This window comes from Streptomyces sp. NPDC043738, assembly GCF_056436545.1.
Genome location: NZ_JBWKCJ010000008.1, coordinates 192,524 through 213,158, shown reverse-complemented (window position 1 = coordinate 213,158; position 20,635 = coordinate 192,524). Strand labels below are relative to the sequence as shown.

Annotated in this window: 19 protein-coding genes and 1 pseudogene; 6 read left to right on the top strand and 14 right to left on the bottom strand. The window is 73.2% G+C overall.

Annotated elements, in window-relative coordinates:
* Positions 1 to 153 precede the first annotated feature (153 nt).
* Positions 154 to 931, bottom strand: a pseudogene (locus tag AC0680_RS14160) (zinc ribbon domain-containing protein); the annotation flags it as partial.
* 206 nt (positions 932 to 1,137) lie between these two features.
* Between AC0680_RS14160 and AC0680_RS14155 the strand changes: the two are divergent.
* On the top strand, positions 1,138 to 1,911 hold the full coding sequence (locus AC0680_RS14155; protein WP_478628001.1) for an SDR family NAD(P)-dependent oxidoreductase: 774 nt from the start codon (positions 1,138 to 1,140) through the stop codon (positions 1,909 to 1,911).
* On the opposite strand, the gene AC0680_RS14150 is transcribed toward AC0680_RS14155, so the two are convergent.
* Positions 1,908 to 3,848 (bottom strand): DUF2264 domain-containing protein, encoded by a 1,941-nt coding sequence (locus AC0680_RS14150; RefSeq protein ID WP_478628000.1) that lies wholly within the window; start codon positions 3,846 to 3,848, stop codon positions 1,908 to 1,910. The two genes, AC0680_RS14155 and AC0680_RS14150, sit on opposite strands and share 4 nt — an antisense overlap.
* A 91-nt stretch (positions 3,849 to 3,939) precedes the next feature.
* Between AC0680_RS14150 and AC0680_RS14145 the strand changes: the two genes are divergently transcribed.
* Together AC0680_RS14145 and AC0680_RS14140 are read left to right on the top strand one after the other, a co-directional pair.
* Positions 3,940 to 4,992 carry a hydroxyacid dehydrogenase gene (locus AC0680_RS14145; protein ID WP_478627998.1) on the top strand — a complete coding sequence of 351 codons (1,053 nt, stop codon included), beginning with the start codon at positions 3,940 to 3,942 and terminating at the stop codon, positions 4,990 to 4,992.
* A gap of 62 nt (positions 4,993 to 5,054) precedes the next feature.
* Positions 5,055 to 5,747 (top strand): ester cyclase, encoded by a 693-nt coding sequence (locus AC0680_RS14140; protein WP_478627996.1) that lies wholly within the window; start codon positions 5,055 to 5,057, stop codon positions 5,745 to 5,747.
* Positions 5,748 to 5,873: 126 nt separating this feature from the next.
* Here the strand turns inward: AC0680_RS14140 and groL are convergent, their stop codons facing one another.
* Together groL and groES are read right to left on the bottom strand one after the other, a co-directional pair.
* Positions 5,874 to 7,499 (bottom strand): chaperonin GroEL, encoded by a 1,626-nt coding sequence (gene groL / locus AC0680_RS14135; RefSeq protein ID WP_467659161.1) that lies wholly within the window; start codon positions 7,497 to 7,499, stop codon positions 5,874 to 5,876.
* A gap of 132 nt (positions 7,500 to 7,631) precedes the next feature.
* Positions 7,632 to 7,940 (bottom strand): co-chaperone GroES, encoded by a 309-nt coding sequence (gene groES / locus AC0680_RS14130; RefSeq protein WP_384429999.1) that lies wholly within the window; start codon positions 7,938 to 7,940, stop codon positions 7,632 to 7,634.
* Positions 7,941 to 8,410: 470 nt separating this feature from the next.
* On the opposite strand from groES, the gene AC0680_RS14125 reads away from it, so the two are divergent.
* On the top strand, positions 8,411 to 9,814 hold the full coding sequence (locus tag AC0680_RS14125) for an FtsW/RodA/SpoVE family cell cycle protein (RefSeq protein ID WP_478628071.1): 1,404 nt from the start codon (positions 8,411 to 8,413) through the stop codon (positions 9,812 to 9,814).
* A 25-nt stretch (positions 9,815 to 9,839) separates the two neighbouring features.
* Positions 9,840 to 11,081 carry a class I SAM-dependent methyltransferase gene (locus AC0680_RS14120; RefSeq protein WP_478627994.1) on the top strand — a complete coding sequence of 414 codons (1,242 nt, stop codon included), beginning with the start codon at positions 9,840 to 9,842 and terminating at the stop codon, positions 11,079 to 11,081.
* On the opposite strand, the gene AC0680_RS14115 is transcribed toward AC0680_RS14120, so the two are convergent.
* From AC0680_RS14115 to tsaB, 4 genes are all read right to left on the bottom strand, one after another.
* Positions 11,065 to 11,430, bottom strand: a complete 366-nt coding sequence (locus AC0680_RS14115; protein ID WP_384490907.1) for a hypothetical protein — start codon at positions 11,428 to 11,430, stop codon at positions 11,065 to 11,067. The genes AC0680_RS14120 and AC0680_RS14115 overlap by 17 nt on opposite strands.
* Positions 11,431 to 11,537: 107 nt before the next feature.
* Complete coding sequence (gene tsaD, locus AC0680_RS14110) at positions 11,538 to 12,674, bottom strand: tRNA (adenosine(37)-N6)-threonylcarbamoyltransferase complex transferase subunit TsaD (protein WP_478627991.1); 1,137 nt, start codon at positions 12,672 to 12,674, stop codon at positions 11,538 to 11,540.
* Positions 12,675 to 12,679: 5 nt separating this feature from the next.
* Complete coding sequence (locus AC0680_RS14105) at positions 12,680 to 13,288, bottom strand: GNAT family N-acetyltransferase (protein ID WP_478627990.1); 609 nt, start codon at positions 13,286 to 13,288, stop codon at positions 12,680 to 12,682.
* Positions 13,285 to 13,944 carry a tRNA (adenosine(37)-N6)-threonylcarbamoyltransferase complex dimerization subunit type 1 TsaB gene (gene tsaB / locus AC0680_RS14100; RefSeq protein WP_478627987.1) on the bottom strand — a complete coding sequence of 220 codons (660 nt, stop codon included), beginning with the start codon at positions 13,942 to 13,944 and terminating at the stop codon, positions 13,285 to 13,287. The genes AC0680_RS14105 and tsaB overlap by 4 nt, the downstream gene beginning before the upstream one ends.
* A 90-nt stretch (positions 13,945 to 14,034) precedes the next feature.
* On the opposite strand from tsaB, the gene AC0680_RS14095 reads away from it, so the two are divergent.
* A complete protein-coding gene (locus AC0680_RS14095) occupies positions 14,035 to 14,601 on the top strand; it encodes a L,D-transpeptidase (protein ID WP_478627986.1) in 567 nt (188 codons plus the stop codon).
* Positions 14,602 to 14,642: 41 nt separating this feature from the next.
* Here the strand turns inward: AC0680_RS14095 and AC0680_RS14090 are convergent, their stop codons facing one another.
* The 6 genes from AC0680_RS14090 to AC0680_RS14065 form a co-directional block, all read right to left on the bottom strand.
* Positions 14,643 to 14,879 (bottom strand): hypothetical protein, encoded by a 237-nt coding sequence (locus AC0680_RS14090; RefSeq protein ID WP_478627984.1) that lies wholly within the window; start codon positions 14,877 to 14,879, stop codon positions 14,643 to 14,645.
* Positions 14,880 to 14,986: 107 nt separating this feature from the next.
* Positions 14,987 to 15,508 (bottom strand): tRNA (adenosine(37)-N6)-threonylcarbamoyltransferase complex ATPase subunit type 1 TsaE, encoded by a 522-nt coding sequence (tsaE, locus tag AC0680_RS14085; protein ID WP_468979385.1) that lies wholly within the window; start codon positions 15,506 to 15,508, stop codon positions 14,987 to 14,989.
* A gap of 136 nt (positions 15,509 to 15,644) precedes the next feature.
* On the bottom strand, positions 15,645 to 17,000 hold the full coding sequence (locus tag AC0680_RS14080; protein WP_478627982.1) for an alpha/beta fold hydrolase: 1,356 nt from the start codon (positions 16,998 to 17,000) through the stop codon (positions 15,645 to 15,647).
* The gene (gene alr, locus AC0680_RS14075; RefSeq protein WP_478627981.1) at positions 16,997 to 18,202 is read right to left on the bottom strand and encodes an alanine racemase; all 1,206 of its coding nucleotides are present in this window, start codon (positions 18,200 to 18,202) and stop codon (positions 16,997 to 16,999) included. Before alr ends, AC0680_RS14080 begins: the two co-directional genes overlap by 4 nt.
* A gap of 58 nt (positions 18,203 to 18,260) precedes the next feature.
* On the bottom strand, positions 18,261 to 19,097 hold the full coding sequence (locus AC0680_RS14070) for a L,D-transpeptidase family protein (RefSeq protein ID WP_478627979.1): 837 nt from the start codon (positions 19,095 to 19,097) through the stop codon (positions 18,261 to 18,263).
* Between the two features lie 109 nt (positions 19,098 to 19,206).
* A complete protein-coding gene (locus AC0680_RS14065; RefSeq protein WP_478627977.1) occupies positions 19,207 to 20,631 on the bottom strand; it encodes an NAD(P)H-hydrate dehydratase in 1,425 nt (474 codons plus the stop codon).
* Positions 20,632 to 20,635 lie beyond the last annotated feature (4 nt).

Genomic DNA, 20,635 nt, shown 5'->3' with positions numbered 1-20,635 from the left:
CGAGCGCGGTGCGGCCGGGCCGGCGGGGCGTCGGCGGGGGCCGGCGCGGACACGCCCTGGGGGGCGGGTGCCACCGTCCGGGCGGACAGCGTGCCGGTTTGACTCCTCCCCCTCGTGAACGAGGGGGATTCCCAGCTCACGTCGCCTGCGGTCCGGCGGACCAGCAGGTCTTACGCGATCAGCACCAGCCGGGTACGAGACCAGCCCGGACGAGCATCACGCGGGCGGGGTTCTTGTCTCTGGGGGAGACGGCTCCGCACGCGGTGCAGGCATACGTTCTCTCGGAAAGAGGTGGTGCGTGCTTGGTTCTCGCTCCGCACTGTGCGCAGTCCATGGTGGTGTGCGCGGGGTGTACCAGGTGCACGGTCCGGCCGTGCTTGCGGCCCATCTCGACCAGGACCTTCTTGGCGGCGCTGATGGCGGCGTCCGCGGCCTTGCGAGCCATCGATGTCCTGGCGGGGAGCTTCGGGCGGAAGTCCTCGACCGCGATGGCGTCGTGGTCCCGCACGACGCGCTCGGCCCACTTGCGGCCGGTGTCCTGCCGCTGGTTCGCGATCTTCTTGTACTTCGGCATCCCGGCCCGCTGCCGCATCGGCAGTCGGTTCTCGATGTCCTTGAGTGCCTTGGCGCGGGACTTGCCGAAGTCGCGTATCAACTGCTGCCGCGGCACGCACGCGCCCGCAGCCAGCCACGACGTCCGCTTGCGAGCCTCGGTTAGCATCGCCGCAAGCTGCACCGGACCACACGTCGCCTTCTCGCCGGTCTCCCGGTTGTACACGTGTACGGCCTTGGACTTGGCGACGCACTCGTTCCAGACCCAGCGCAAGCGGTCCCACTCGGCCTCAAGCTGACGCCGGGCCGACATCGACAGACGCACACGGAAGGTGTACCGGGCATGCCCGGTCGCCTCCGTGATCGCGTCTGCCGTCATACCCCTGAACCTACCTGGGAGGACTGACAGTTGAGAGCCGCCGACCTTTGGGGGCTGCCTCACCTCGTCCCCGGGTGGGCGCCGATCCGCCCTGACGGCGAATCGGCTTTCCCTGCCCCGCTCACGCGGGAGCTTCGTTTCTCCCCCGCAAGCGGGAGGTACCCCCTCCCCCGGCTGAAGCCGGGGATATCCACGAAGGAGACCCGATGACGACTGCATTGATCACGGGAGCGACGGCGGGCATCGGGGCGGCGTTCGCCCGGCGACTCGCCGGCGACGGCCACAGCGTGGTGCTGGTGGCGCGCGACGAGAAGCGGCTGCGCGAGCAGGCCACGGAGTTGCACGACCGGCACGGCATCGAGGCGGAGGTGCTGAGCGCCGATCTGTCCACCGAGGACGGCATCGCCGCGGTCGAGGCGCGGTTGTCGGACACCAAGCACCCGGTCGATCTGCTGGTGAACAACGCCGGCTTCGGCAACAAGGGCGAGTACCTCGAAGTGCCGCTGGCCGACGAGCTGACGATGCTGAAGGTGCACTGCGAGGCGGTGCTGCGGCTGACCACGACCGCGGTGCGCGGCATGCGGGAGCGGCGCCGTGGCGCGGTGGTCAATGTGGCGTCGGTGGCGGCGTTCGTGCCGCGCGGCACCTACGGCGCGAGCAAGGCGTGGGTCGTGCAGTTCACGCAGGGCGCGGCGCGGGACCTGTCGGGCAGCGGGGTGCGGCTGATGGCGCTGTGCCCGGGCTTCGTGCGCACCGAGTTCCACCAGCGGGCGGGGATGGGCACGGACAACATCCCCGGGTGGATGTGGCTGGACGCGGACAAGCTGGTGGACGCGGCGATGAAGGACCTGATGCGGGGCAAGTCGCTGTCCATCCCCGACCCGCGGTACAAGGCGCTGACCGGGGCGCTGAAGCTGGTGCCCCGCGCGGTGCTGGGCGGAGTCGCCTCCCGTACCGGGCGCAAGTACGGGCCCCGTTAGCCAGGACGCCGCCGCGCCGCCCGGTCCTGTGCGCGCCCTTCGGCGGGCGGGGACAGGACCAGGTGGCTGGTGGTGCCGTCGTCGTGCCACGTGATGTGGAGGACGTGGCGGGCGGGACGGCCGCCGTGGCGGGTCAGGCGCGTGGTGGCCAGGGTGTGGACGGGGGCGGGCGCCGGGTCCCCGGTGAGGGAGGCCAGGGCGACGAAGAGCGTCCCCTCGGCGTCCGGGCCGACGGTGCCCTCCAGGACGGCGGTTTCGGTACGGGGGCCGAAGAGGGTGCTGCCCGTAGGGACGGGGCGGGCGCGCGGGGTGTCGTAGCCGTGCACGGGGTGGAGTTGGGCGGTCGGGCCGCCGGGGACGGTGGCCCAGCCCGTCTGGCGTACGGGGGTGCCCGGGGCGGCGCCGGTGACCAGGTGGGCGCGGAGTTCGGCGCGGCCGTGGACGGCGGTGGCGGACAGCACCCGGATGCCGGTCGGCCCGGTTCCGTCGGCGTGGCGCGGGGTGTGGGTGGACGCGGTCCAGTCGGGACCGTGGCCGTACGGTGCGGCCGGGCCCCGTGTGGTGGGGCGGCCGTCGATGAGCAGGGCGAAGTGATTGTCCGGCAGGGCGGCTTCGTCGCTGGTGGGGCCGGTGCGGGTGGAGTAGGCGAAGCGGGCGTAGTACGGGTCGGGGGCACCGAGCGTTGCGTTGCTGCCGTGGTTGTGGACGCGTACCAGGCCGTCGGACGCGGTCGAGTGCAGCAGCAGGCCCGTACCGCCCAATTGCCTGACGGTGTCCGCGGCTTCGGCGGGGAGCGGGGCCTCCCGAGCGGTCCAGGCGGGGTGGTCCGGGGGGAGCAGCAGGCCGAGGAAGCCCTTGGCCGCCCAGTAGGGCGAGCCCGGCCCCGAGTACCTCTGGAGCATCGGCGCGTAGGGCCCGTACCACCCGAGCGGCAGCAGGCCGTCGGCACCGACGGCACCGCGGTCCAGGAAGTGGCGCAGCGCCCCGGAGGCGAGGCGGCGGACGGCGCCCGGGGTGAGCGGGGTGTGGCCGGTGAGGGCGCCCAGCCAGGGGGCGGCGGTGGCGGCGAAGCGGTAGGTGAGCGAGCGGCCGAAGGGCAGCGGTGCGCCGTTGGCGTCGAAGAGGCGGGTGTAGTCGTCCAGCTGGGCGCGCAGGCGGTCGCCGTAGGCGGCCAGGAGGGCGCGGTCGGCGCCGAGGTGGGCGTGCAGGACGGGGTAGAAGTGCAGCGCCCAGGCGTTGTAGTGGTCAAAGGCGCGGTTGTCGCCGTCGGAGTACCAGCCGTCGCCGCGGTACCAGTCCTCGATGCGGGCCAGCGCGCGGTCGACGGCGGCCCGGGCGCGTACGGTCTCGATGCCCGCGTCGCACAGGAAGCCGCCGACGGTGAGGCCGAAGAGCCACCAGTTGTTGTCGACCGGGGACGGGCCGAGGGCGGGCAGCAGCCAGTCGACGACGCGGGCGCGGACCGCGTCGTCGAGGGTGTCCCACAGCCAGGGGCGGGTCACGCGCAGGCCGAGCGCGAGGGAGGCCGCCTCGACCCGGGCCTGGCGGACGGCGTCGATCCGGGGCCAGGAGTCGGGGTCGGCGGACGTCGACTCCCGGTCGCCGGTGGGGTTCCGGGTGCCGGCGGCCAGGCCTTCGGCGTAGCGGGCGAGGTGGCCGTGCGGATCGCGGCCGCCGCGGCCGGCGACGGTGAACGCGGCCAGCAGGAAGGTACGGGCGAAGCCTTCGAGGCCGTCCGAGCGGGGGCCGGAGGAGCTGGGCCGGCCGCCGGGGAGGGCGATCAGGCCGAGGCCCGGGGAGGCGTAGGGGCGGGTGGCGCGCAGCAGGCCGTCGGCCACCGCCTCCCAGTGGGCGCGGGTGAAGCCGGTGTACGGACTGCGGCGGCGGTCCTCGGGCGGGAGCGGGAAGGGGAGGGAGCGGGGGTGACGCGCAGACATGGGTTCCCCTCTGACGGAGGATGACGGCCGGCCGCCGGGGCATCCTTCGGGTACGGCCGACCGCGCGTCAAGGGAGCACGAAGGAGAACACATGACCACGCCACCCTCCGTCGGGACGGCCGAGCGCACGGCGCGGCGCCCGAACGTGCTGCTGGCGATGGGCCCCGGCATCGCCGAGCGGCTCCTCGACGCCCGCCACCACGCCCGCCTCGCGGCCCTCGCCCGTACCGACTCCCGTCTCGTCGCCCACGAGTTGGCCGACCCCTCGCCCGCCGTCGCCGCCGCCCTCGCCGACGCCGAGCTGCTGCTCACCTGCTGGGGCGCGCCGCCGCTGACCGAGCGCGTGCTCGCCGCCGCACCGCGGCTGCGGGCCGTCGTGCACGCCGCCGGATCGGTCAGGCACCACATCACCGAAGCCTGCTGGCAGCGCGGCATCGCCGTCGCCTCGGCGGCCGCCGTCAACGCGCTGCCGGTCGCCGAGTTCGCCCTCGCCGCGATCCTCTTCGCCAACAAGCGGGTGCTGCACGCCGCCCACCGCTACCGCGCCCTGCGCGCCCCGCACGACTGGCAGCACGAGCTGTCCGGCGCCGGCAACTACCACCGCACCGTCGGCGTCGTCGGCGCCTCCCGCATCGGCCGCCGTCTCATCGAACTGCTGCGCCCCTTCGACCTGCGCGTCCTGCTGTACGACCCGTACGTCGACGCCGCCGAGGCCGCCCGGCTGGGCGTGGCACCGGTCCCCCTCGACACGCTCTGCGCCGACAGCGGCATCGTCACCGTGCACGCCCCGGAGCTGCCCGCCACCCGCCACCTGCTCGGCGCCCGCGAGCTGGCGCTGATGCCGGACGGCGCCACCCTGATCAACACCGCCCGCGGCTCGCTCGTCGACGAAGCGGCCCTGCTCACCGAGCTGGCGACCGGCCGGCTGCACGCGGTCCTGGACGTCACCGACCCCGAACTCCCGCCCCCCGACTCCCCGTTGTACGACCTCCCCAACGTCCTGCTCACCCCGCACATCGCGGGGTCCCTCGGCGGTGAACTGCACCGCCTGGCCGACCGGGCGCTGGACGAGGTGGCACGGTTCGCGGCGGGCCGGCCGTTCGCGGATCCGGTGCACCCGGAGGCCCGGGACCGCTCGGCCTGACCGCACGACACGGGACATTCCTCACTAAAATGGACGCGTCCCACCCACCCCCGGGAGGCGCCATGAAATTCGTACAGATAATCGATTACCGGACCGAGCGGCCCGACGGCATGAACGAACTCATGGACAAGTGGGTCGAGCAGACCAAGGGCAAGCGGACCGCCACCCACAGCGTCGTCGGCAAGGACCGGTCCGACGCCTCCCACTACGTCGAGATCGTCGAATTCCCCTCGCACGAAGAGGCGGTGAAGAACTCCCACCTCCCGGAGACCGACCGGATCTTCCAGGAGATGGTGGCGCTCTGCGACGGGATGCCGTCCTTCACCGACCTCGACGTCGTCCGGGACGAGCAGTTGAACACCGCAACCGCCCGCCGGTTCTTCCACGAGATCGCCGCCGGGGGCAACCTCGACGCCATCGACGAGGTGTTCGCGTCCGACTACCGGGAGCACGACGTCCTCAAGGAGGACGAGACCCTGATCGGGTCCGACGCGCTGCAGCGCGACGTCAGCGGATGGCGCGCCGCCTTCGACTTCACGTTCAACCTGGAATCCCAGATCGCCCAGGGCGACGACGTCGTGACTCGGTGGACCTGGTACGGGACCCACAAGGGCACGTTCATGGACGTCCAGCCGACCGGCCGGAAGTGCACCATGACCGGCACCACGACCTTCCGGTTCCACGACGGAATGATCCAGGAAGGCTGGTGGCACTACGACGTCCTGGGCCTGATGCGGCAACTCGGCGCGCTCTGACCCGAGCGTGCCGGCCGCGCGGCTCCCGGCAGCACGCGAGAAGGCTCCCGTTCCCACCGCTCACGAGCGGGAACAGGAGCCTTCCACCGGCTACCGCCGGCGATCAGCCGGCTGCGCGGCTATGCGTCAGTGCGCGTGACCGTGACCGTGACCGGCCTCGGCCGGCTCCTCCTCGGCCGGCTTCTCGACGACCAGGGTCTCGGTCGTGAGCAGCAGGGAGGCGATCGACGCGGCGTTCTCCAGGGCGGAGCGGGTGACCTTGACCGGGTCGATGACGCCGGCCTTGACCAGGTCGCCGTACTCGCCGGTGGCGGCGTTGAAGCCCTGGCCCTTGTCCTGCTCGGCGACCTTCGCGGTGATGACGTAGCCCTCGAGGCCGGCGTTCTCCGCGATCCAGCGCAGCGGCTCGACGACCGCGCGGCGGACGACGGCGACACCGGTGGCCTCGTCGCCCTCCTTGCCGAGGTTGCCCTCCAGCACCTTGGCGGCGTGCACCAGGGCGGAGCCACCACCGGAGACGATGCCCTCCTCGACCGCGGCGCGGGTCGCGGAGATGGCGTCCTCCAGACGGTGCTTCTTCTCCTTGAGCTCGACCTCGGTGGCCGCACCCACGCGGATGACGCAGACGCCACCGGCGAGCTTGGCGAGGCGCTCCTGGAGCTTCTCGCGGTCCCAGTCGGAGTCGGTGGTCTCGATCTCGCCCTTGATCTGGGCGACGCGACCGGCGACGTCCTCGGCGTTGCCGCCGCCGTCGACGATGGTGGTGTCGTCCTTGGTGACGGTCACGCGGCGGGCGGAGCCCAGCACGTCCAGACCGGCCTGGTCGAGCTTGAGGCCGACCTCCTCGGCGATGACGGTGGCACCGGTGAGGGTGGCCATGTCGCCGAGCATCGCCTTGCGGCGGTCACCGAAGCCGGGGGCCTTGACGGCCACCGCGTTGAAGGTGCCGCGGATCTTGTTGACGACCAGGGTCGACAGGGCCTCGCCCTCGACGTCCTCGGCGATGATCAGCAGCGGCTTGGAGCCACCCGCCTGGATGACCTTCTCCAGCAGCGGCAGCAGGTCCTGAATCGAGGCGATCTTGCCCTGGTGGATCAGGATGTACGGGTCCTCGAGGACGGCCTCCATACGCTCCTGGTCGGTGACCATGTACGGCGAGAGGTAGCCCTTGTCGAAGGCCATGCCCTCGGTGAAGTCCAGCTCCAGACCGAAGGTGTTGGACTCCTCGACGGTGATCACACCGTCCTTGCCGACCTTGTCCATCGCCTCGGCGATGAGCTCGCCGACCTGCTTGTCCTGCGCGGACAGGCCGGCGACGGCGGCGATGTCGGCCTTGTCGTCGATCGGGCGGGCGGTCGCGAGGAGCTCCTCGGACACGGCCTGCACGGCGGCGTCGATGCCCTTCTTCAGGGCGGCCGGGGAAGCGCCCGCGGCGACGTTGCGCAGGCCCTCGCGGACCAGCGCCTGGGCCAGCACGGTGGCGGTGGTGGTGCCGTCACCCGCGATGTCGTTGGTCTTGGTCGCCACCTCCTTGACGAGCTGGGCGCCCAGGTTCTCGTACGGGTCGTCGACCTCGACCTCACGGGCGATGGTGACACCGTCGTTGGTGATGGTGGGGGCACCGAACTTCTTGTCGATGACGACGTTGCGGCCCTTCGGACCGATCGTCACCTTCACCGTGTCGGCAAGCTTGTTCACGCCGCGCTCAAGGGCGCGACGGGCGTCCTCGTCGAACTTCAGGATCTTCGCCATGGGGTGCTTCAAGTCCTCTCATTGCGATCCTCGGCACGCAGTGGGGACCGCTGGGTCAAACGAACTGCGCCCCTGCCCCGGGTTGTTTAGACGCGGGAACCAGGGGCGCAGATCACGGCAAATCTTGGTGACTTACTTCTCGACGATCGCGAGCACGTCGCGGGCCGAGAGAACGAGGTACTCCTCGTTGTTGTACTTCACCTCGGTGCCGCCGTACTTGCTGTAGAGAACGACGTCACCAACGGTGACGTCGAGCTCGACGCGCTTGCCGTCCTCGATGCGGCCCGGGCCCACGGCCAGGACGACGCCCTCCTGGGGCTTCTCCTTGGCGGTGTCCGGAATGACCAGGCCCGAGGCCGTGGTCTGCTCGGCGTCGAGCGGCTGGACCACGATGCGGTCCTCAAGCGGCTTGATGGCAACCTTGGAGCTGGCGGTCGTCACGATCCGACCTCCCCCTTCGGAGATCTCACGGGGTTAACTGTCTGAGGTGGCGACCAGGTGGATCCGTCGTCGCGGGTGCCGGACCTGCCCGTCGCTGTGTGTTTGGCACTCCCCACTGGAGAGTGCCAACGCCGAGACTATGACGCGGTTAGCACTCGGTCAAGCGGAGTGCCAGCGCGCCGGGGGCGGGTTCCACGACACCGGTTGACCGCGCCGCGGCCAACGGGTCGGCCATCGGGGAGGGTTCCCTGCCAAATCGGACACACCTTCCCGTTCTCCGGCAACCACCCCCCGGGCCACCTCGTCTACTTCCCCGACTGCCGGGCCTGCGAACCGGGCCCGGGCGTGCCGCGTGGATCGGCCCGGACCGGGTCCCGAGGCCCTGACCACCGAAGGCGGAGGAACCCGTGCGTGGACTGACCAGCGCTCCCCGGCCGGCCGGGGAGCCGGAGAGCGACGCCGAGCGCACCATGACGTTCGCCGCGCTTCAACGGGCACCGGACCGCCGCAGGACCGAGGCCTGGCTGCTCGCCCTCGTCGTCCTGACCGCCGTCTTCGGCTACGCCTACACCGGTCTGTCGATGACCGGCCGACTGCCCGGCGGCCTGGCCGGCTTCGCCGTCAGCATGCTCTTCGTGGCGCTGGTGCCGCACCTGGTCCTGCGCCGCTTCGCCCCGCGGGCCGATCCGCTGATCCTGCCGCTGGCGACCCTGCTGACCGGGATCGGCCTGGTCCTGCTGCACCGGCTGGACGTCACCTACGCGCAGACCCCGCGTCTGAAGATCGCCGAGGCGGCGAGCGGCCAGCTGGTGTGGACGGTGATCGGGGTGGCGGTCTGCATCGCCATCCTGCTGGTGCTGCGCGACCACCGCATTCTGCAGCGCTACATCTATCTGACGATGGCCATCGCCCTGGTGCTGCTGATGGCACCGGCCTTCTTCGGCGCCGACATGTACGGCGCCAAGCGCTGGATCCTGCTCGGGCCGCTGTCGCTGCAGCCCGGCGAGTTCGTGAAGATCATGATCTCGGTGTTCTTCGCCGGCTACCTCACCGTCAACCGCGATGCGCTGGCGCTGACCGGACGCCGCGTCATGGGCGTCCAGCTGCCCCCGGGAAGGCAGCTCGGGCCGATCTTCACGATCTGGGTGATCAGCCTGCTGGTGCTGGTCTTCGAACGGGACCTGGGCACCTCGCTGATCTTCTTCGGCGTCTTCGTGATCATGCTCTACATGGCCACCGGCCGCGCCGGCTGGGTGCTGTGCGGCCTGCTGATGGCCACGGTCGGCGCGGCCGTCGTCGGCTCCCTGGAGCCGCACGTCCACGGCCGCGTCACGGCCTGGCTGGACCCCATGCGGGCCTTCACCAAGGAAGGCCGTGCGGAGCACATGTCCGACCAGCTCGGCCAGGCGCTGTTCAGCTTCGGCAGCGGCGGCATCGGCGGCACCGGCCTGGGCCAGGGCCACCCCGAGCTGGTCGGCTTCGCGGGCAACAGCGACTTCATCCTCACCACCGTCGGCGAGGAGCTGGGCCTGGCCGGGGTGATGGCGGTGCTGATGCTGTACGTGCTGCTCGCACAGCGCGGGCTGCGGGTGGCGCTGACCGCCCGCGACCCGTTCGGCAAGCTGCTCGCGGTCGGGCTCGCCGGGGCGCTGCTGCTCCAGGTCTTCGTCGTCTCCGGCGGCGTCACCGGCCTGATCCCGCTGACCGGCAAGGCCCTGCCGTTCCTGGCCAAGGGCGGCTCGTCACTGGTCGCGAACTGGGTGATGGTGGCGCTGCTGCTGCGGATCAGCGACCATGCGCAGCGCCGCCGCGAGCCGGAGGGCGCCGGCCGCGACCGGCCGCGCCGGCGCGGCCGCGGCCGCCGGGCGACGTAAGGGACCGCGCCCCGCCTGGACCACAATGGTGCGGGTGAGCGACCTCGACACCTTCTCCGCGCTGCTGGCCCCCGAGGGGCAGGCACTGCTGGCCGAACTGCGCGACTTCGACCCGGCGAACGAACTGGCGGCCGCCACCCGGCTGCGCCGCGACCACCCCGCGCCCCTGGTCTCCGCCGCGCTCGGCCAGGCCCGGCTGCGGCAGCGCGCGGCGGCCAAGTTCGGGGCGGACGCGTGGCTGATGTACTTCACGCCCAACGGCGTCGAGCAGTCCACCCGTACCGCGGTCGCCGCCCACCGCGCCGCCCGGCTCGCCGCGCTGGGCGTGCGTTCACTGGCCGACCTGTGCTGCGGCATCGGCGGCGACGCGATCGCGCTGGCGCGCGCCGGGATCCGCGTACTGGCCGTCGACCGCGACCCGCTGGCCTGTGCGGCGGCGGAGGCGAACGCCGAGGCGCTGGGGCTCGCGGAGCTGATCGAGGTGCGCTGCGCGGAGGTGGCGGAGGTGGACACCGCCGGATACGACGCGGTGTTCGTGGATCCGGCGCGGCGCAGCAAGGTGCGCGGCGCCAGGATCTTCGATCCGGAGGCGTACTCGCCGCCGCTGTCCTGGGCCGTCGAGGCGGCCCGTACGGCCCCGTTCGCGGCGCTGAAGATCGCGCCGGGGGTGCCGCACGACGCGCTTCCCGAGGACGCCGAGACGGAGTGGATCTCCGACGGGGGCGAGGTGAAGGAGGCGGTGCTGTGGTTCGCCCGGTCCCACGGCGGCGCCCCCGCTCCGACACCCGGCGGCCGCCGCGCCACCCTGCTGCCGGCCGGCGACTCGCTGCTGGGCGCCGGCCTGCCGGACCCCGAGCCGGGGCCGGTCGGGGACTGGCTCTACGAGCCGGACGGCGCGGTCATCCGCGCCCACCTCGTGGCCGATGTCGCCGAACAGGTCGGCGGGCGGCTGATCGACCCGACGATCGCGTACATCACCGCGGACCGGCTGACGGCCACCCCGTACGCGACCGCCTACGCGCTCACCGACGTACTCCCGTTCAACGTCAAGAAGCTCAGGGCGCTGCTGCGCGAGCGGGGGGTCGGCACCGCGGTGATCAAGAAGCGCGGCTCGGCGGTCGAGCCCGAGGAGCTGCGCCGGAAGCTGAAGCTGGGCGGCGGCGGCAACTCCTGCACGATCTTCCTCACCCGGGTCGCCGGCGCCCCCACCATGCTGCTGGGGCACCCCGCGGACGCGCCCGGGCGGTCACTCACGCCAGGTCGGTGAGGTCCTCGGCGTAGATCTGGGAGAGCGGCTGCGGGCCGACGTACTGCTGGCAGGTGCACTGGCCGGCTTCGTACTGGACCGGCTTGTGGTCGGCGTCCCAGGCCACCGCGACCTCCACCCGCTCATGGCACTTGCCCTTCTTGTCGTGCTTGGCGAGGTGGTGGGTGCAGCCGCACACCGGCTCCGGCGGCTTCTGGGCGGCCGCCAGTTCCTGACGTTCCGCACGCGCGGTCTCCAGGCGCTCCATCTTGCGCTCGTGGCGGGTGCGCATGGCCGTACGGGCGGTGTCGGCGACCTTCGCGAAGCCGCCCGCCATGAAGAAGATGAAGACCCACCAGAACCAGTCCACAGCCTGCCGCCTCCCCACGCGCGCGCCCGGTGCCGCTCCAGGGTAAGACCTCGGAGCGGACGCGGGACCGGGGGAGGCCGCGGTTGTCACCGATCCTCAGAAGTTGCTCACGGGTAGAGGTTCTGCTTGCTCGTCTCGTGGACGTGATCATGGCTGTGGCTGTGACCGTGGCCGTGCGCGTCCTCGGCCGGCTGTCCCGGCACATGCGGTTCGGTGACCGGGAGCGAGGAGTCCGCGGACAGGTCCCAGTGCGAGGCCGCGCGCCCGCGCGCCACCATCTCCGCGCCCAGGGCGGCGACCATCGCGCCGTTGTCGGTGCACAGCTTGGGCCGCGGCACCCGCAGGGTGATGCCGGCGTCCTCGCAGCGGCGCTGGGCCATCGCCCGCAGCCGGGAGTTGGCCGCGACCCCGCCGCCGATCATCAGGTGGTCCACGCCGTTGTCCTTGCAGGCCCGTACGGCCTTGCGGGTCAGGACGTCGACCACCGCCTCCTGGAAGGACGCCGAGACGTCCGCCACCGGCACCTCCTCGCCGGCCGCCCGCTTGGCCTCGATCCAGCGGGCCACGGCCGTCTTCAGGCCGGAGAAGGAGAAGTCGTAGAGCGGGTCGCGGGGGCCGGTCAGACCGCGCGGGAAGCGGATCGCCTCGGGGTCGCCCTCGCGGGCGTAGCGGTCGATGACCGGGCCGCCCGGGAAGCCGAGGTTCAGCACCCGCGCGACCTTGTCGAAGGCCTCGCCCGCCGCGTCGTCGATCGTCGAGCCCAGCGGCCGGACGTCGGAGGTGATGTCGGGGGCCAGCAGGAGGGAGGAGTGGCCGCCGGAGACCAGCAGGGCCATCGTCGGCTCCGGCAGCGGACCGTGTTCGAGCTGGTCGACGCAGATGTGCGAGGCGAGGTGGTTGACGCCGTAGAGCGGCTTGCCGAGCGCGTAGGCGTACGCCTTGGCGGCCGAGACGCCGACCAGCAGCGCACCGGCCAGGCCCGGTCCGGCGGTGACCGCGATGCCGTCCAGGTCGCTCGCCGCGACCCCGGCCTCCTTCAGCGCCCGCTGGATGGTGGGCACCATCGCCTCCAGGTGGGCCCGGGAGGCCACCTCGGGCACCACTCCGCCGAAGCGCGCGTGCTCGTCGACGCTGGAGGCGACCGCGTCGGCCAGCAGGGTGTGGCCGCGGACGATGCCGACACCGGTCTCGTCGCAGGAGGTCTCGATGCCAAGGACGAGCGGTCCGCCGCGTGAGTCAGCCATGATTCTCAAGTTCCTTGTACGGAGGGTGCTTCGGAGGAGGTCTGGGTGGTACGGCGCATCACGAGGGCGTCGACGTTGCCGGGCTGGTAGTAGCCGCGGCGGAAGCCGATCGGCTCGAAGCCGAAGCGCTCGTAGAGGCGCTGGGCGCGGAGGTTGTCGACCCGTACCTCCAGCAGCACCTCATGGCACTCGAAGTCGGTCGCGGCGCCGAGGAGTTCGGTCAGCAGCCGGGCGCCGAGGCCGCTGCCCCACTGGTCGCGGGCGGTGGCGATGGTCTGGACGTCACCGGTGCCGTCGATGGCGGCCAGCCCGGCGTAGCCCACGATCCGGGCCTGCCCCTCGCCCGACCGCCGCCCCTCATCGGCACCGCTGCGCGGCGGCACCTCCAGTTCGGCGACGAGGTAGCGGCGGGTGGCGAAATCCCCGCGGGCGTGGGCCAGCTCCGACCAGAACATGCCGGCCGACCAGGCGTCCTCGGGGAAGAGCTCGCGCTCCAGCTCCAGCACCGGCGCTATGTCCCACCAGCGCATCTCGCGCAGCGCAGCAGGTTGAGGGGTGCCGTCGCGCAGTGGCGCCGCCGAGGGGCGGTGGTCGGGCGAGGGGCCGGCCGTCACTTCGGGGTGACCACCTTGTAGTTGGCGGGCACCTGGGCGTCCGGGCGGCGCAGGTACAGCGGCCGCGGCTCCAGCAGCTCCTGGCCCGCGGCCAGCCTCTCCACGGCCAGCGCGGCCAGCGCCGCGGCGGACTGGTGCTCGGGCGCCTCGCGCCGCAGTCCGGTGAAGACGCCGTCGTAGAGCACCGCGCCCGCGCCCACGGCCGGGACGCCGGCCACCTGGTGGGCGATGTCGGCGGGGCGGTCGACGGCCGGTTCGGTCAGCCGGGTGCGGGCATCGGCGTAGCGCGCCCAGTAGACCTCCTTGCGGCGGGCGTCGGTGGCCACGACGAAGGGTTCGGTGAGTCCGGCGGCGTAGGCCAGGCCGTCCAGCGTGCACAGGCCGTGGACGGGCACGCCGAGCACCGCCCCGAACGTGGTGGCGGTCACCAGGCCGACCCGCAGACCGGTGTAGGGCCCGGGTCCCACGCCGACCACGATGTCGCTGACCTCGTCGAGTTTGCGGCCGGCCGCGCCCAGCACCCGGTCGACGGCGGGCAGCAGCAGCTCGCCGTGCCGGCGCGCGTCCACATCGCGGGACTCGGCGAGGACGTCCGTCCCGTCATGGAGCGCGACGGTGACGGCGGGGGTGGCGGTGTCTAGAGCTAGCAGCAGCACGCCCTCAAGCCTACGGCTCGGCCGGCGGTGCCCCGTCCCCTGCTACCGTCGCCCCCGAAGCAGGGGAACGTACGGAAAGGTGGCACAGCGGTGCCCGCTAAGAGCAGCACGATCGTCACCGCGCTGACCGCGGCTGCCGTTGTCGTGGTCGGTTTCCTCGGCTACCAGGCCGCGGCGTCCGCTCCGGACACCCTCACCCCGGCCCGCAAGGACGGTCACAGCGCGTCCAAGGGGCACTCCGACCGGCCCGGCAAGAAGGACCGGACGCCGGCCCCGGTCGCGGTCCCCGCCGCCTCCGGCAAGGGCCAGCGGGTCGTCTACTCGCTGGGCGGCAAGCGGGTCTGGCTGGTCGACGCCAAGGACCGGGCGGTGCGGACGTTCACGGTCGCGCCGAGCACGGTGCACCCGCCGCTGGGGACGTACACGGTCGGCTCGCGGTCGGTGAGCGTCACGGGCTCGGACGGGATCGCGATCGAGCACGTCGTGCGGTTCACCACCGTCGACGCCGTCACCGTCGGTTTCAGCGCGGCCGTCGACGGCTCCCGGCCCGACCCGGGCTCGGCGAAGCGGACCGGTGGCATCCGTGAGTCACGGGAGGACGGCAAGGCGATGTGGGACTTCGCGCTGCAGGGCACCAAGGTCGTCGTGGTCGCCTGACCGCGCGCGCTCGGTCCCGGCTCCTTCTTGGCCCTAACGGGCTACGCCGCGTCGCGCCGCCGGGTGGACGCGGGCTTCTCCTCGCCCTCCGCCGGCCCGGCGTCCGCGGGCCCCGCGGGCTTGCCCTTGCGGGGTGCGCGGGCCTCCTCGGGGGCATCAGGGGGCGTGGAGACGGCGCTGGCCGCGGCACACGCCGCCAGCAGCTCATTCATCGTCGGCGTCTCGCGCGCATCGTGCTGGTGGGCGGACATGGACGCCTCCCGGGGCTCCTGGGACAAGCGACAGAAGCTAGGCTCGCTACTTAGGCTGACCTAACTGGGGTCTCCACCCATGTCACCACGCGCGCCACCGGCTGCGCAACATCTTACCGACGGCTTGTCGGAAACTACGGGACGAGCAGGCCGTCCAGCTCCGTGCCCGACCACCTGGAGCCGAGTCCGGTGACCGTGACCTCGCGCACGTCGTCCACCTCGTCCTCCGGGTGGGGCGCGTCCGCGCCCACCGCGCGGCCGATGACGACGTGCAGCCGGTCGTCGGACAGCTCCTCGACCTTGCCCTCGCCCCACTCCACGACCACCACGGACTCCGGCAGCGAGACGTCGAGGTCCAGGTCCTCCATCTCGTCCAGGCCGCCGCCGAGGCGGTAGGCGTCGACGTGCACCAGCGCGGGGCCGCCGGTCAGCGAGGGGTGCACCCGGGCGATGACGAAGGTGGGCGAGGTCACCGCGCCGCGCACGCCCAGGCCCTCACCCAGGCCGCGGGTCAGCGTGGTCTTGCCGGCACCCAGCTCACCGGTGAGCAGCACCAGGTCGCCGGGGCGCAGCAGCGGGGCCAGTCTGCGGCCCAACTCCTGCATCTGGTCGGGGGACTTGACGGTTACATGGGCGATCGCGCCGGTGGAGCTCATGCCGCAAATGGTACGTCCCGCCCGCCACCCGGCCACCACCCCTCAACGGCGCCGCGCGCGGCGGCCCTGCCGGTTCCTCACCCGGCCACCACCCCGCACGGGCGCCGCCATGCGGTGGCGCCCCGCGCCCTCGTCCTCAGGCCCGCGCGTGCCGTGAGCTGCGGGCCGCCGCGCTCGCCCGCTCCACCAGCGACACCAGGTGCTCGTTGACCAGCTCGGGCCGCTCCAGCATCACCAGATGCCCGGCGCCCGGGACGCACACCAGCTCCGCGTCGGGCAGCATCTCGGCGATCGTCCGGCTGTGGTCGGCGGGGGTGATCAGGTCGTTCTCCCCGGCGAGCACCAGCGCGGGCACCGCGTCGTACGCCACCAGCGCCTCGGTCTTGTCATGCACCGCGAATGCCGGGAAGAACTCGGCGACCACATCGATCGGGGTCGCCTCGATCAGCCGCTCGCCGAACCGCGCGATGCCCGGATCCACCTGCTCGGGCGACCCGAACGAGTACCGCTTGATGAGCCCGGCGAACAGATCGGCGGTGGCCCGCCGCCCGCGCTCGACGATCTCGTGCTGCCAGCCCAGCGCCCTGAGCACGCCCGGCGCGAGCCAGTGGAAGGCCTTCATGCCCATCGACGGCAGACCGTAGCTGACCTCGCTGAGCCGCCCCGCGGACGTGCCGATCAGGGCCACCCCGACCACCCGCTCCGCGACGAACTCGGGGAACTGGTCGGCCAGCGCCATCACCGTCATCCCGCCCATGGAGTGCCCGACCAGCACGATCGGCCCCTCGGGCACCGCGGCGTCCAGCACCGCCTTCAGATCCCGGCCCAGCAGGTCGATGGTGACCTCTTCCGTGCCGTCGATCTGGCCGTGCCCGCGCGCCGAGCGGCCGTGGCTGCGCTGGTCCCAGTGCACCGTGCGCACCGTGCCGCGCAGCGCGGCGCGCTGGAAGTGCCAGGAGTCCTGGCTGAGGCAGTAGCCATGGCTGAAGACGACCGTGGGGGCCGCCGCCGAGCGCCGCCCCAGCGCCGCCGTCAGCCGCTTGCGCAGACCGCTCTGGGCCTCCTGCGCGGCGCGGGCCTCCTTGCCGCGGGCGGGCTTGGCGGACCGCTCGTGCGGGGCGCCCCTGCCGTTCCGGGCGGCGCCCCTGCCGGGCCGCTCGTCCTTGTCCGGCCGGCCGGTCTCCGCACCCGGCTCGTCGACCTCGTAGTACAGCTCGGTGCCGTCCTCGGCGATCGCCGCGCCCGGTGTGCCGCGCAGCGTGCCGTACGGGCCGGCGGCGTCCAGCGCGAGCCGGGCACGGCGGCGCATGCCGCGGCCGACCGTCATCCGCTCTATCGCCACACCGGCCGCGGCACCCGCCGCGACCACGCCGATCGCGGCGCCGGCGACGCCCGCGTGCCGGCCCGCCCTGGCCCAGTTGTTGGCTGCCTCGACCGCCACTTCGGCGGCCGTCTCGACCGCCTGTGCGGCGGCCTCCTTGCCCTCGGTCATGCGGTACCCCCCGTGAGCGCGGTATCTCCCTCGGCTTCTTCGGCTTCTGCTGCTCCGTTCCCTATGCCGCTGTCCACATAGACGCGCGGCACCCGGGTTCCGATCCGTGTGACGATTTCGTAGCCGATGGTTCCGGCCGCGCGGGCCCAGTCCTCGGCGGTCGGCTCCCCGCGGTCGCCGGGGCCGAAGAGCACGGCCCGATCGCCCGCCGCGGCGCTGTCGCCGCCCAGGTCGACCACGAACTGGTCCATCGCGATCCGCCCGGCGACCGTCCGCCACTTGCCCGCGACCAGCACCGGGCCGGTGCCGGAGGCGTGCCGCGGGACGCCGTCGGCATAGCCGAGCGGGACCAGCGCGAGGGTGGTCTCCCCGGGCGTGGTGTACGCGTACCCGTACGACACGCCGTGGCCGCCCGGGACCCGCTTGACCGACGCCAGCGCGGCCTCCAGGGTCATCGCGGGCCGCAGCCCGAAGTCCCCGGAAGTACCCAGTTCCGGGCTGGGCGAGATGCCGTAGACACCGATGCCGGCGCGGACCAGGTCGAAGTGCGCCTCCGGCAGCGTCAGCGTCGCCGGGGTGTTGGCGAGATGCCGCACCTCGGGGCGCAGCCCGGCCGCCTCGGCGGTCCTGAGCGCGTCGTGGAAGGCGGCGAGCTGGACGGCGATCGAGGGGTGGCCGGGCTCGTCGGCGCACGCGAAGTGCGACCAGACGCCGGTGACGGACACGGCGCCCTCGGCCTCGGCGGCGCGGGCCGCGGCGGTCAGCTCCGGCCAGTCGGCGGGCTGGCAGCCGTTGCGGCCCAGGCCCGTGTCGACCTTGAGCTGGACCCGGGCGGTGCGGCCGCAGTCGCGGGCCGCGGCGGTCGCCTCGCGCAGTGCCCACAGCCCGCTGACCGAGACGTCGATGTCCTGCTCCACGGCCTGTCGCCAGGGGCCGCCCGGCGTCCACAGCCAGCACATCAGCCGCCCGGTGTCGCCGGCCGCGCGCAGCGCGAACGCCTCCTCGGGCAGCGCCGTGCCCAGCCAGCCCGCACCGGCCTCACGGGCGGCGCGCCCACAGGGCACCGCTCCGTGTCCGTAGCCGTCGGACTTGACCACGGCCATCAGCTCTGCCCGGGGTGCGCATGCCCGCAGTGCCTGGACGTTCGACCGCACGGCGGCGAGGTCGACGACGGCACGGGCGCGCTTCGCTGTCTCGTTCATCCCCCTCAGTGTCGCAGGCGACGCCGCGGCACCCGGGGGGACCGGCGCGAAACCGCTCTCATCCGCTGGGCTTGCGCCCCCAGACGTGCACCACGTCGCCGTGCCGGAGGACTCCCCACAGCCGGCTGGCGTCGCGCCAGCCGAGGTTGATGCAGCCGTGGGAGCCGAGCCCCTGGTAGATGTCGTCGTAGACACCGTGCAGCGCCTCCCCGCGGTCGAAGAACTGCGCGAACGGCATCGGCGTGTGGTACAGGTTCGAGGTGTGGGCCCTTTTCCGTAGATAGATGCGGTACGTACCGGTACGGGTCTCGTTCGTCGGCTGGCCGGATCGGATCGCCACCGGCTCGAAGACCACCCGCCGGCCCTGCTGGACCCACAGCAGCTGCCGGTCCAGGTCGACGCACACGGTCCGCTCGCGGCGCTCGGGGCAGTGCCCGTCCCGGTTGGGGTCCTTCTTGGCCCGCATCAGCCGCAGCATGGCACCGGTCACCGGCCCCGCGAAGCCGCTCGCCGGGGTGATGCGGTGCGCCCGCTGGAAGCGCTTGATCGCCCGGCAGTCCGCGTCGCTCTGCAGCCCGTCCACCGCCCGCCGCAGATAGCGTTCGGCCTGCCGCTGGAAGGGCCCGGTGGAGCCGCTGCAGCTCGCCGCCCTGGCACCCCGCTCCGTCTCGGACCGCGGTACGTCCTCCAGGTGCAGCGGCTCCTCGACCGGCGCGTCGGGCGCCTGTGCCGCCCGCACCGGGTCGGGCGTGTGGTGCCGCGGGGTGTGCGCGGCACCGGGAAGCAGGCCGGACGCCGCGTGCGCGGCGGGCGACGGCGCCACGGCCACCGCGGGCGATCCGGCCAGAGCGGGCAGCGAGGCGCAGGCCAGCAGCGCCACCAAGGTGCGTTTCATGTCTTCACGATGCCGCGCCCGGGCCGCCGGACAGCCCGCGTGGCGCGAGGTTCGCCCTGGTGCCCGCGCCATTCCCCCCACAGGGCCTAACGCCGCCGCCGGGCGGCTGTCAGTCCGTCACATCCCGCCAGGCCGCGCCCAGATGGTCCGCGACCTCCGAGGACGAGATCGGCGCGCCGTCCGGTCCGGCGGCCCGGCGCGCCGCGAGGCCGTGCAGATACGCACCGACCGACCCCGCGTCATGTGCCGTGAGCCCCGCGGCCAGCAGCGACCCGGTCAGCCCCGACAGCACGTCCCCGCTCCCGGCCGTGGCCAGCCAGCTGGTACCCGTGGGGTTGACCCGTACCGGCCCGCCGGCCGCCGCGACCAGCGTCGTGGAGCCCTTGAGCAGCACCGTGGCGGCATAGCGCTCCGCCAGCTCGCGCACCGAGGCCAGCCGCGCCGCCTCGATCTCCTCGCGGCCGCGGCCGAGCAGCGCCGCCGCCTCCCCGGCGTGCGGCGTCAGCAGCGTCTCGGCCGTGCGCCGCCGGATCCGCTGCGGCGTCAGCAGCCGCAGCCCGTCGGCGTCCACCAGCACCGGCACGTCCGACGCCAGCACGTCCTCCAGCGCCTGCGACTCGTCCCCGATGCCCGGCCCGATCACCCATGACTGCACCCGGCCGGCCTTGTCCGGCGGCCCGGCGTGCACCAGCGTCTCCGGGAACCGCGCCAGCACCGCGTCCCTGGCCGGCCCGACGTACCGCACCGCCCCGGCGCCACCGCGCAGCGCACCGGCCACCGCCAGCACCGCCGCGCCCGGATAGCGCGCCGACCCGGCGACCACCCCCACCACGCCCCGCCGGTACTTGTCGCTCTCCGCCACCGGGCGCGGCAGCAGCTCCGCCACGTCCGCGTGCTGCAACGCCTCGGCCTCGGCGTCCTCGGGCAGCGTGAGCCCGATGTCGACCAGCCGCAGCGCCCCCGCCCGCTCCCGCGCCGGATCGATCAGCAGCCCCGGCTTGTACGCGCCGAACGTCACCGTCGCATCGGCCCGTACGGCCTCGCCGCTCACCTCACCGCTGTCCGCGTCCACCCCGCTGGGCAGATCGACCGCCAGGACCAGGGCCGACTCCCGTGCCGCCCGGGCGAGTTGCGCAGCCTCGGGGCGCAGTCCCCCGCGGCCGCCGATCCCCACGATCCCGTCGACGACCAGATCCGCCCAGGCGATGTCCCGCAGCGCGTCGTCCGAGACCCGTCCCCCGGCCCGGCACAGCGCGGCGAGCCCGCCCCGGTGCGCCCGTTCGGGCGTCAGCAGCACCGCGACCACCCCGGCCCCGCGCCGCGCCAGCCGGGCACCGGCGTACAGCGCGTCCCCGCCGTTGTCGCCGCTGCCCACCAGCAGCACCACCCGGCTGCCGTACACCCGCCCCAGCAAGTCCCCGCAGGCGACGGCCAGTCCGGCCGCCGCCCGCTGCATCAGGGCGCCTTCGGGCAATCGGGCCATCAGCTCCTGCTCGGCGGCCCGCACGGTCTGAACGCTGTAGGCAGTCCTCATGGCG

Bases quoted from the DNA above. Each gene is read 5' to 3' on its own strand.
- AC0680_RS14065 (WP_478627977.1), bottom strand. From the start codon at position 20,631: ATGAGGACTGCCTACAGCGTTCAGACCGTGCGGGCCGCCGAGCAGGAG.
- AC0680_RS14125 (WP_478628071.1), top strand. From the start codon at position 8,411: ATGACGTTCGCCGCGCTTCAACGGGCACCGGACCGCCGCAGGACCGAG.
- AC0680_RS14120 (WP_478627994.1), top strand. From the start codon at position 9,840: ATGGTGCGGGTGAGCGACCTCGACACCTTCTCCGCGCTGCTGGCCCCC.
- tsaD (WP_478627991.1), bottom strand. From the start codon at position 12,674: ATGGCTGACTCACGCGGCGGACCGCTCGTCCTTGGCATCGAGACCTCC.
- groL (WP_467659161.1), bottom strand. From the start codon at position 7,499: ATGGCGAAGATCCTGAAGTTCGACGAGGACGCCCGTCGCGCCCTTGAG.
- AC0680_RS14140 (WP_478627996.1), top strand. From the start codon at position 5,055: ATGAAATTCGTACAGATAATCGATTACCGGACCGAGCGGCCCGACGGC.
- AC0680_RS14070 (WP_478627979.1), bottom strand. From the start codon at position 19,097: ATGAAACGCACCTTGGTGGCGCTGCTGGCCTGCGCCTCGCTGCCCGCT.
- AC0680_RS14145 (WP_478627998.1), top strand. From the start codon at position 3,940: ATGACCACGCCACCCTCCGTCGGGACGGCCGAGCGCACGGCGCGGCGC.
- alr (WP_478627981.1), bottom strand. From the start codon at position 18,202: ATGAACGAGACAGCGAAGCGCGCCCGTGCCGTCGTCGACCTCGCCGCC.
- tsaE (WP_468979385.1), bottom strand. From the start codon at position 15,508: ATGAGCTCCACCGGCGCGATCGCCCATGTAACCGTCAAGTCCCCCGAC.
- AC0680_RS14080 (WP_478627982.1), bottom strand. From the start codon at position 17,000: ATGACCGAGGGCAAGGAGGCCGCCGCACAGGCGGTCGAGACGGCCGCC.
- AC0680_RS14150 (WP_478628000.1), bottom strand. From the start codon at position 3,848: ATGTCTGCGCGTCACCCCCGCTCCCTCCCCTTCCCGCTCCCGCCCGAG.
- AC0680_RS14155 (WP_478628001.1), top strand. From the start codon at position 1,138: ATGACGACTGCATTGATCACGGGAGCGACGGCGGGCATCGGGGCGGCG.